Raw genomic sequence first — 8796 nt, forward strand, 5'->3', positions numbered from 1 at the left:
CCTATTTGGCGATTAGAAAGGTTTTTTTCAGCCTCACCCGCGCCTTCGTAGCTCATCCGGCGACCCGCCACCGCCGCGTTGGATGAATACGGATCAGCTGCGGCGGACGCCCGTCGAACCGTACCAAGAACGGGCCAATCTGATCCAACATGCTTCAATTCCAGACTTCTTCCTTAAAAATCCTGTATTTTCCCGAACAGGTCCCTGTTTAATCCTCTCACTCCGGAATCGCAATGAGCCAGAATGCAAACGACAACGCCCCGTCCTCCAAGGCACTGGAAGAAAAACTGGCGCAGATCGACGGCCGCCTTGACGGGCTGGAACACAGTTTGAGGCAGTTGATGACGACCACCCGCGTCATGGCCGAGACCCAGGCAAAGGGGATCGCCCAGATCGAACGGTCGATGCAGCAATTGCTGATCCCGCTGCATATTTCCTTGTCAAAACTGAAATCGACCACGCAACTGGTGTCGCGCAACGTCTATCGCGGCCCGCGCGAGGTGATCCGCGTGATCTTCCTTGTTCACAATGTGGAAACCTGGAACGCCCTGGATGAAATCTACCGCCTCATGCTGGAACACGAGCGTTTCGAGCCGGTGGTCGTGACCCTGAAGCGGGATTTTCTCAACGCACAGCGCTTTGGACAGGAAGAGATCAACTACAACGGCCTGATGCAGCTGGGCATCAAGCCGATCCGCTTCAACAGCAACGATCCGGTGGAAGAACTGGAACTGCTCAAGCTGATGAACCCGGACATCATCTTCCGGCAAGCGCCCTGGGATATCAGCATCCAGCCTGAATTCCGCTACAACGAAATCAACTTCGCCAAGGTCTGCATGGTGCCCTACGGTTTTGGTTCGGTTGCCATGCAGGATGAACACTACAACCACCACTTCATGCGCAACTGCTGGCGCATCTATGCCGAGTCGCCGCTGGCGCTGGATCGTGCGCGGGACTTCATCTTCGATTCCAACATGGTGGTGGCTGGAACGCCCAAATTCGACCAGATCATCCGTGCCAAGAGCGAGGCTGCCTGGCCGCTGCCGATCGGCCCCGACAAGATCCGCATCATCTGGGCACCGCATCACAGCATGACCGCGGACTGGCTCAATTTCTCCACCTTCCGGAGCAACTACAAGCATTTCCTGCAACTGGCGCGCGAATGTCCGCACCTGGACATCGTCTTCAAGCCCCACCCGGCCCTGCTGGAAAAGGTCGTCGCCTATGGCTTCATGACGCAACCGGATCTGCGCAGCTATCTCGAAGAGTTTCTCGCCTTGCCCAACACCGCCATGGTCACCAGCGGTGACTACGCGCCGCTGTTCTGGGGTTCGGACATCCTCATCACCGATGGCATTGGCTTCTTCGGGGAATACATGGTCACCGGCAAGCCCATCATCTGGACCGAGAACCCGGGGCACTTCCCCTTCAACCCGATCGGCGAGATGTTGCAGGAAGGCATGTATCGGGCCGGCGATTTCGAGGCTGTCGTGGGTTATCTGGAGCAACTCTGCGTGGAAAAACAGGACCCGCTCAAGGAGAAGCGCGAGGAAATCATCAAGCGCCTGTTGCCGCGCCCCGAGGGCAGCGCGCAATTCATCGTCAACGACCTCCTCAATGAAATGGACAAGCTGTAATCCCGCGTCCTGCTTTGCCTGGTATTTCACCTACAAGAATATCGAATGAACATCGTCATCCTCGCCGCCGGCATGGGCAAACGCATGCAATCCGCCCTGCCCAAGGTCTTGCATCCCCTGGCCGGCAAACCCCTGCTGGGCCATGTGGTCGACCTCGGCCGCTCGCTGGCCCCCTCACAACTGTGTGTCATCTACGGCCACGGCGGCGACGCCGTACCCAAGGCCTTCGCCGACCAGGGCCTGTCGTTCGCCCTGCAGGAACCCCAGCTCGGTACCGGCCACGCCGTCATGCAGGCCTTGCCCCATCTGGACGACAACGCCCCCACCCTGGTGCTGTACGGCGACGTCCCCCTGACCAGCACCGCGACGCTACAGCGCCTGTTGCAAGCCGCCGGCCAGGACAAGCTGGGGGTGCTGACCGTCGAGCTGGACAAGCCCACCGGTTACGGGCGCATCGTGCGCGAAGGCGGCAAGATCACCCGCATCGTCGAACAGAAGGATGCCAGCCCGGCCGAACTGGCCATCAAGGAAGTCAATACCGGCATCATCGTCGCGCCCACCGCGCGTCTGCGTGACTGGCTGTCCAGGCTGTCCAACAAGAACGCACAGGGCGAGTACTACCTCACCGACGTGATCGCCGCAGCCGTGGCCGATGGCGTCGAGGTGGTCTCGGCCCAGCCCGACGATGTGGCCGAAACCCTGGGGGTCAACAGCAAGGTGCAACTGGCGGAACTGGAACGGGTACACCAACTGCGCATCGCCCGTGCCCTGCTGGAGTCCGGCGTGACATTGGCCGACCCGGCACGCATCGACGTACGCGGCGTGCTCAACTGCGCGCGCGACGTCAGCATCGACGTCAACTGCGTCTTCGAAGGCGAGGTCAGCATCGGCGAAGGCGCCACCATCGGCGCCCACTGCGTCATCCGCAACGCCCGTATCGCTGCCGGTGCGAACATCAAGCCCTTCACCCACATCGAAGACGCGGTGGTCGGCGCCAAGGCCCAGATCGGTCCCTATGCCCGCCTGCGCCCCGGGACCGAACTGGCGGCCGACGTACATATCGGCAACTTCGTCGAGGTCAAGAACAGCATCGTCGGCCTCGGCAGCAAGGCCAATCACCTGGCCTACGTGGGTGACGCCGACATCGGCAGCGGAGTCAACGTCGGCGCCGGTGTCATCACCTGCAATTACGACGGTGCCAACAAATTCCGCACCGTCATCGAGGATGATGCCTTCATCGGCAGCGACAGCCAGCTGGTCGCACCGGTGCGCGTGGGCAAGGGTGCCACCATCGGTGCCGGCACGACGCTGACCAAGGACGCGCCGGCCGGACAACTGACCCTCTCGCGCGCCAAGCAGCTGTCGCTGGCGGGATGGCAGCGCCCGGTAAAGATAAAGAAGTGAGCGCCCGGGCGCGAATCTGAATTATCCACAGCAAAAAAAATCGGCCGGCCACATTGTGCGCCGGCCGATTGCTTTTCAGCGACGCTCTCATCGCATCAGGTCTCGATGGGCACTGCCGTTTCGAACTTGCTGCGATGGATGGAGAAATAGCTGCGCACATTGCGCACGTTACGCTGCGAAGCGAACAGGCGATGCGCCAGCGCGTGATAGGCCGGCATGTCCCGCACCAGCACCACCAGCACGAAATCCGGCCCCGGCGAGACGCGATAGCACTGCTGCACCGCCGGCTCGGTCGCCACCAGCGCCTCGAAGGCCTGCTGCTCTTCCTCCCCCTGCCGGTCAAGCGTGATCTCGACCACCGCAGTCAGCGTCGACGACAGGCGCACCGGATCCAGCAAGGCCACCTGACGCGCAATCACCCCGGCCTCGACCAGCCGCTTGACCCGCCGCAGACAGGTGGGCGGAGAGGCATGCACCCGGGCAGCCAGCTCCTGGTTGGTCTGGCTGGCATCGGTCTGCAAAGCCTGCAGAATCCGGCGGTCAAGGTCGTCCAGGTCGAGTTTCATCAGCGTTGAATCAGGGGCCAGTCATGGAACGGAAAAGATTGGAACAGTGCATATTGGAATATAAATTCATTAAATTGCATTTTCTTTCCAAATATTTCTACACACCGCGATCAGGCAATATTAATTCATTTAATACCAATTTTAGAAATCATATTTCAAATTGCCTGCCCTACCATGCATGCACATCTTTTCCTGAGAGGCATTCCATGTGCGGCATCGTCGGCGCAGTAGCGCAACAAAACGTCACTCCCATCCTGCTTGAAGGCCTGAAGCGCCTCGAATATCGCGGCTACGACTCCTGCGGGGTGGCGCTGCATGTGGATGGCAAGCTGCAACGTTCGCGCAGCACCTCGCGCGTGGCCGACCTGCAGCAGCAGATTGCCCAGACCGGCCTGGCCGGCTTCACCGGCATCGCCCACACGCGCTGGGCCACCCACGGCGCCCCTGCCACGCACAATGCCCACCCGCACTTCTCGCGCGACCGCATCGCACTGGTCCACAACGGCATCATCGAGAACCACGACGAACTGCGTGCCGAACTGCAGGCAGCCGGCTATACCTTCGAGAGCCAGACCGACACCGAAGTGATCGCCCACCTGGTCGACCACATGTACGACGGCGACCTCTTCCACACCGTACAGCAAGCCGTGCACCGCCTGACCGGCGCCTATGCCATCGCCGTCTTCTGCGCCGACGAACCGCACCGCGTGGTTGCCGCACGCCAGGGATCGCCCCTGATCGTGGGCGTGGGCGAGGGGCAGAACTTCGTCGCCTCCGACGCCATGGCCCTGGCCGGCACGACCGACCAGATCATCTACCTGGAAGAAGGCGACGTCGTCGACCTGCAACTGCAAAAGGTCTGGATCGTCGACAGCAACGGCCGACCAGCCGAGCGCGAAGTACGCACGGTGCAGGCCTACACCAGCGCGGTGGAACTGGGTCCTTACCAGCACTACATGCAGAAGGAGATCTTCGAGCAACCGCGTGCCATCGCCGATACCCTGGAAGGCGTGGTGCGCATCATGCCGGAGCTCTTCGGCGACAAGGCCTACAAAGTCTTCAAGGAGGTCGACTCGATCCTGATCCTGGCGTGCGGCACCAGCTACTACGCCGGCCTGACCGCCAAATACTGGCTGGAATCGATAGCCCGCATCCCCGTCAATGTGGAAATCGCCAGTGAATACCGCTACCGCGACAGCGTCCCCAATCCGAAGTCGCTGGTGGTCACCATCTCGCAAAGCGGCGAGACCGCCGACACCCTGGCCGCACTGAAGCATGCCCGCAGCCTCGGCATGCCGCATACCCTGACCATCTGCAATGTGGCCACCAGCGCCATGGTGCGCGAATGCGAACTGGCCTACATCACCCGCGCCGGCGTGGAAGTGGGCGTCGCCTCGACCAAGGCCTTCACCACGCAGCTGGCAGCATTGTTCCTGCTCACCCTGGCACTGGCGCAGACCCGTGGCCTGCTGACTGACGAGGAAGAAGAAGCCCACCTCAAGGCCATGCGGCACCTGCCCGCAGCCTTGCAAAGCGTGCTGGCACTGGAGCCCAGCATCGTGGCCTGGTCCGAGGCCTTCGCGCGACGCGAAAACGCCCTCTTCCTGGGTCGCGGCCTGCACTACCCGATCGCACTGGAAGGCGCACTCAAGCTCAAGGAAATCACCTATATCCACGCCGAGGCCTACGCCGCTGGCGAACTCAAGCACGGCCCGCTGGCCCTGGTCACCGACCAGATGCCGGTGGTGACGATCGCACCCAACGACGCACTGGTGGAAAAGCTCAAGTCCAACATGCAGGAAGTGCGCGCACGCGGCGGACAGTTATATGTCTTCGCCGACGGCGACTCACGCATCACCTCGGCCGAAGGCGTGCACGTGATCCGCATGCCGGAACATTACGGCGTGCTCTCGCCTATCCTGCATGTGGTGCCGTTGCAGTTGCTGTCGTATCACACGGCATTGGCAAGGGGGACGGATGTGGACAAGCCGCGGAATTTGGCGAAGTCGGTGACGGTGGAGTGAGGGGGATGGGGTTTCTGACTACAACTGTTAGACCCAAATTCTTAGGTTAGCGGCCGTGCAAAGCATTAGGTTAGCGACCCGAGGTCATATCTGCCGCAAACTCCCGTGCAACCGGCTCGCTAACCTAAGTCCGATACCGTATTTTTCTACGCCACTTTGCCCGACATTTGACCCTGCAAATTTCCTGAATTTGCAGGGTCTTTTTGTCTGAAATGGCCCTTCTCAACGCTCCAACATCACTCTGAGGACCGATGGATTTGCCTCAGTAAGCCATCGCTCTTCCACCTCGTATCCATACTTTCTGTGCAAAGCCAAAGCGATAGCCGCAGAGCGGGAATACCCGCCTTCGCAGTGTCCATCCGTAGTATTGAGCATCGCCATTGAGAATTAAAGAACTACGATGCACCGTGGGCTGCCGCAGGCGCCCCGGCTGCAAAGCGCGAAGCGCAATACGCCAACCTAAAAGGCGCCTTCTAAATTCGAGGAGATATTGGGTGGGTGTCTGCGCCCCATATCAAAGAGCGGAATGCCTTTAACCCTGATGCTTACGACGTAATGAACGAGGGGTGTTCAGGGCCTAGGATTAGGTTTCAATCAGGGTCGTCGGAGCGCGACATGGACAACCGCTAAGTTGCGGTGGACCCTGGTGCCAACAATTATGGCTTACGCCACTTGTCGGGATTTCCATTGGATGTACGGCGTACACGCTCGACATGCGGTGCAACACCATTATTCAACTGCTTAGCGCGGTCAATGGCTTCACGCTGCGTGGGCAAAACATCGCTCGCGCGCTGTGAATTAGGGCGCCGCACAGCATAGTCGCCTTCCGGACGCCTTTCCACATAAATACGCTTATCGGTCATTTTTCACCTCCGTAGAACAAGTCTCCGCTTCTCAACGCAATGGCAAGGAAAGCAGATTGTCGGTAGTCCTGCCATCAGCTACCGTCTGCACGTACTTAATATGCCCGTTGTTACGAGCATGAACCCACGCCCCTTGCACATTCGGATTCCGGTCAGGGCACCACACCGATGTGTTGCCGTTCTTCTCGATGAAATCAACCATCTGCTCGCGCGAGCAGTCGCCTGATTGCAAAGTCCGCCCCGAATCGACCTGCTCCCACCACAAGTGGCAGATGTGCTCATGACCGCTACCACCAGCCATACGACGAGCTACACACTTAATTGTTGCTGCCATCGTTACATCCTTTCACAAAGAGGCCACCCCAACGAGTTCGGAGTAGACGCACTTCAAGTATCGACATAAAGAATCCACTTGTCAAGCACAAATAATGAGTCTACTCTGAACTTTATAAATAGGAGGTTTCACAGTGGCAACAAAAGCAGTAACGGTTTTAGGTGAAAAAATACGGACGCAGCGGAAGCGCCTGAATTTGACGCTGGACCAACTGGCCGAAAAGACCGGCTCTAGTAAAAGCTATATTTGGGAGCTTGAGAATCGTCCCGTTGTTCGACCATCTGCCGATAAGATGGCACGAATAGCCGAAGTATTTGAAGTCCCCCTCGAATTTCTTTTAGACGATAGCAAGACCGAGGTAACAAAGTCCGAAGCTGATGAAGTCTTCTTCAGAAGAATCGGTCAACTGGACGCGAAAAAGCGTGCACAACTCGAGAAATTCCTAAAGGCAATCGACGACGACGATGAGTGAACCAAGCACGCCGGTACGATGGGGAATTGACTTATCCAAGCTGTGGCGCGCAGCCGGCATGGGATTTCCCGTCGACGTCAAATTACTGGCGCTTGATTACACATCAAAGAAATTTTCAGAGCCAATCGGCGAAATCATTGACCATGCGCCCGAAGGGCTGAATGGTATCGATGGCATGTTGATACGTCGTAAGAAACGCGGCGACTGGTGTATTACGTACGACGGTAGTATCACCGTCCCCGGACGAATCAACTTCACCTTGGCACATGAACTTGGCCACTATTTGTTGCATCGCTCATCTCAGGACGATTTCAGATGTGGCCAAGAGCAGATGATGGATTACGAAAGCGTTGAATCCAAGCGTATCGAAAACCAGGCCAACGTCTTCGCATCCTACCTCTTGATGCCAAGGAAGGACTTCGAAGAACAAATTGGTGGCCAAGAAATAACCTTCGAGTTGCTAGGCGATTGTGCGGTTCGCTATGGTACTTCGCTTACAGCCACAGTCTTGAAATGGCTGGACTTTACCGAGGAAGCAGCGATGCTTATCGTTGCTGACCCAGATGATTTTATTCATTGGAGCTACTGCAGTCAGGCCGCACGACGGATGCAATGCTACCGAGCTCCAGGAACAGAACTCCCCGAATCTGTAATTACCGCTCTTCGTGACTCTAAGATAATGCATGGCCAGGTACGCCGAGTTGCGCCGGGAATCTGGCATCCGAATGCGGAAGCCATTGAATCATTGGTCATTTCAGACCAATTTGAGCAGAGGATTTTTCTGGTCAAGTTTCCCTATGCTTCCAGTAGCGCCTACGAAGAAGAAGAGGATGTCGATGCTTTCGAAGTTCTGTCACAACGCGCACAGGGACTTAACTGGTCCAAGTAATGCGAATGAAAAGTCGGGGGATTGAGAACCGGACCACGACACTAGCGGGAGAAAAATAGAATGTCTGCACACTTCGGAGCTCAAGGACCTACAAGCCAAACCTTGGCTGCAGCACTAGGAATTGGACCTGCTCAAGCACCTCAACTAAATCTCGGCACGCCTACACTCCCACTGGCGCCATACCTCCTCATTGTCATCACTACTAACGCCGATTCCAAATTAAACCGGACTGCTCTGCATGCCTATTTACAGGAAATTGCAAGCGGGGAGAATTCCAAAGAAAAAACACGTCAAGAATGGCTAGACTTTGCACGCGAACAAAATTTAATGGCGGGAAATCATCCACTCACACTCCCCGATACATGCTTCATCGGCGGGAAAAGATGGATAACAGCCCGCTGGCATGCAGACTGGGAAGTTCACATACATTTTGGATTCGTGAACACCCCAAATGAAAAGCACTCTCACATCAATTTAGCCGTTGACAGCAAGAAGTGGCTCCCAAAAATGGCAACCCGGGCCAGTCATTGTGACCTGCTCCCCGAGATTAGTACGGCAATGATGTAGAGTCTGCCCCATACGGAGGCAGCATGAAGAAACGATTTAC

General features: G+C 57.5%; 9 protein-coding genes. 6 read left to right on the forward strand and 3 right to left on the reverse strand.

The window, feature by feature from the left end:
- Positions 1–233: 233 nt before the first annotated feature.
- Positions 234–1637 carry a CDP-glycerol glycerophosphotransferase family protein gene (locus tag BTM36_RS10905; protein ID WP_077236275.1) on the forward strand — a complete coding sequence of 468 codons (1404 nt, stop codon included), beginning with the start codon at positions 234–236 and terminating at the stop codon, positions 1635–1637.
- Positions 1638–1682: 45 nt separating this feature from the next.
- Positions 1683–3041, forward strand: a complete 1359-nt coding sequence (gene glmU, locus BTM36_RS10910; protein WP_077236276.1) for a bifunctional UDP-N-acetylglucosamine diphosphorylase/glucosamine-1-phosphate N-acetyltransferase GlmU — start codon at positions 1683–1685, stop codon at positions 3039–3041.
- Between the two features lie 95 nt (positions 3042–3136).
- On the opposite strand, the gene BTM36_RS10915 is transcribed toward glmU, so the two are convergent.
- A complete protein-coding gene (locus BTM36_RS10915) occupies positions 3137–3607 on the reverse strand; it encodes an Lrp/AsnC family transcriptional regulator (RefSeq protein WP_077236277.1) in 471 nt (156 codons plus the stop codon).
- Between the two features lie 206 nt (positions 3608–3813).
- Here BTM36_RS10915 and glmS point away from each other — a divergent pair, with 206 nt between their 5' ends.
- Complete coding sequence (glmS, locus tag BTM36_RS10920; protein WP_006461280.1) at positions 3814–5631, forward strand: glutamine--fructose-6-phosphate transaminase (isomerizing); 1818 nt, start codon at positions 3814–3816, stop codon at positions 5629–5631.
- A 656-nt stretch (positions 5632–6287) separates the two neighbouring features.
- Here the strand turns inward: glmS and BTM36_RS10925 are convergent.
- Together BTM36_RS10925 and BTM36_RS10930 are read right to left on the reverse strand one after the other, a co-directional pair.
- Positions 6288–6494, reverse strand: coding sequence for a DUF2188 domain-containing protein (locus BTM36_RS10925; RefSeq protein WP_077236278.1), 207 nt, complete (start codon positions 6492–6494; stop codon positions 6288–6290).
- Between the two features lie 31 nt (positions 6495–6525).
- On the reverse strand, positions 6526–6828 hold the full coding sequence (locus tag BTM36_RS10930; RefSeq protein WP_077236279.1) for a DUF3892 domain-containing protein: 303 nt from the start codon (positions 6826–6828) through the stop codon (positions 6526–6528).
- A 133-nt stretch (positions 6829–6961) separates the two neighbouring features.
- Between BTM36_RS10930 and BTM36_RS10935 the strand changes: the two genes are divergently transcribed.
- Genes BTM36_RS10935 through BTM36_RS27765 form a run of 3 tightly spaced genes read left to right on the forward strand, consistent with a single transcriptional unit; the run spans position 6962 to position 8756 of the window.
- Positions 6962–7300, forward strand: coding sequence for a helix-turn-helix domain-containing protein (locus BTM36_RS10935; RefSeq protein WP_077236280.1), 339 nt, complete (start codon positions 6962–6964; stop codon positions 7298–7300).
- Positions 7293–8189 carry an ImmA/IrrE family metallo-endopeptidase gene (locus BTM36_RS10940; RefSeq protein WP_077236281.1) on the forward strand — a complete coding sequence of 299 codons (897 nt, stop codon included), beginning with the start codon at positions 7293–7295 and terminating at the stop codon, positions 8187–8189. Before BTM36_RS10935 ends, BTM36_RS10940 begins: the two co-directional genes overlap by 8 nt.
- 60 nt (positions 8190–8249) lie before the next feature.
- Complete coding sequence (locus BTM36_RS27765) at positions 8250–8756, forward strand: hypothetical protein (protein WP_139347122.1); 507 nt, start codon at positions 8250–8252, stop codon at positions 8754–8756.
- Positions 8757–8796 lie beyond the last annotated feature (40 nt).

The organism is Herbaspirillum sp. VT-16-41, assembly GCF_001994935.1.
Classification (GTDB): domain Bacteria; phylum Pseudomonadota; class Gammaproteobacteria; order Burkholderiales; family Burkholderiaceae_D; genus Herbaspirillum; species Herbaspirillum frisingense.

Coding starts and splice junctions, on each gene's coding strand:
- BTM36_RS10905 (WP_077236275.1), top strand. CDS start 234: ATGAGCCAGAATGCAAACGACAACGCCCCGTCCTCCAAGGCACTGGAA.
- glmU (WP_077236276.1), top strand. CDS start 1,683: ATGAACATCGTCATCCTCGCCGCCGGCATGGGCAAACGCATGCAATCC.
- BTM36_RS10915 (WP_077236277.1), bottom strand. CDS start 3,607: ATGAAACTCGACCTGGACGACCTTGACCGCCGGATTCTGCAGGCTTTG.
- glmS (WP_006461280.1), top strand. CDS start 3,814: ATGTGCGGCATCGTCGGCGCAGTAGCGCAACAAAACGTCACTCCCATC.
- BTM36_RS10925 (WP_077236278.1), bottom strand. CDS start 6,494: ATGACCGATAAGCGTATTTATGTGGAAAGGCGTCCGGAAGGCGACTAT.
- BTM36_RS10930 (WP_077236279.1), bottom strand. CDS start 6,828: ATGGCAGCAACAATTAAGTGTGTAGCTCGTCGTATGGCTGGTGGTAGC.
- BTM36_RS10940 (WP_077236281.1), top strand. CDS start 7,293: ATGAGTGAACCAAGCACGCCGGTACGATGGGGAATTGACTTATCCAAG.
- BTM36_RS27765 (WP_139347122.1), top strand. CDS start 8,250: ATGTCTGCACACTTCGGAGCTCAAGGACCTACAAGCCAAACCTTGGCT.